The sequence below is a fragment of the Macrococcus lamae genome, assembly GCF_004359545.1.
Lineage (GTDB): Bacteria > Bacillota > Bacilli > Staphylococcales > Staphylococcaceae > Macrococcus > Macrococcus lamae.
On sequence record NZ_SCWB01000043.1, the window covers coordinates 1 to 478 of the forward strand.

2 tRNA genes and 1 rRNA gene are annotated in these 478 nt (G+C 44.4%); all 3 read right to left on the bottom strand.

Annotation, left to right across the window (positions count from 1 at the left end):
- Window positions 1–106: ribosomal RNA gene (locus ERX29_RS10780) — 23S ribosomal RNA — on the bottom strand; the annotation flags it as partial.
- Between the two features lie 143 nt (window positions 107–249).
- Window positions 250–325 (bottom strand) — tRNA-Ala (locus tag ERX29_RS10785).
- A gap of 28 nt (window positions 326–353) precedes the next feature.
- A tRNA-Ile gene (locus tag ERX29_RS10790) sits at window positions 354–430 on the bottom strand.
- Between the last annotated feature and the right edge of the window lie 48 nt (window positions 431–478).

Genomic DNA, 478 nt, shown 5'->3' on the forward strand with positions numbered 1-478 from the left:
TGGATCAAAGCTCACTTACAGCTCCCCAGAGCATATCGTCGTTAGTAACGTCCTTCGTCGGCTTCTAGTGCCAAGGCATCCACCGTGCGCCCTTAATAACTTAATCTGTTATTAATAATTGTGATGTTCATACGGTCGTATGAACGCGCGATTTCTTCAAGAATTCAAGTCAATGAACTCACTCGGTTTTGCTTGGTAAATCTTTTTCTTCTTCTTGCTTTATCTAGTTTTCAAGGTACATTTTAAAAATGGTGGAGACTAGCGGGATCGAACCGCTGACCTCCTGCGTGCAAAGCAGGCGCTCTCCCAGCTGAGCTAAGCCCCCAAATCACTGGAATATATTAAACTATTAATGGTGGGCCTAAATGGACTCGAACCATCGACCTCACGCTTATCAGGCGTGCGCTCTAACCAGCTGAGCTATAGGCCCATTTGAATGCTGAACATTCAAAACTGAATGCAATATGTCAGTGTCAAT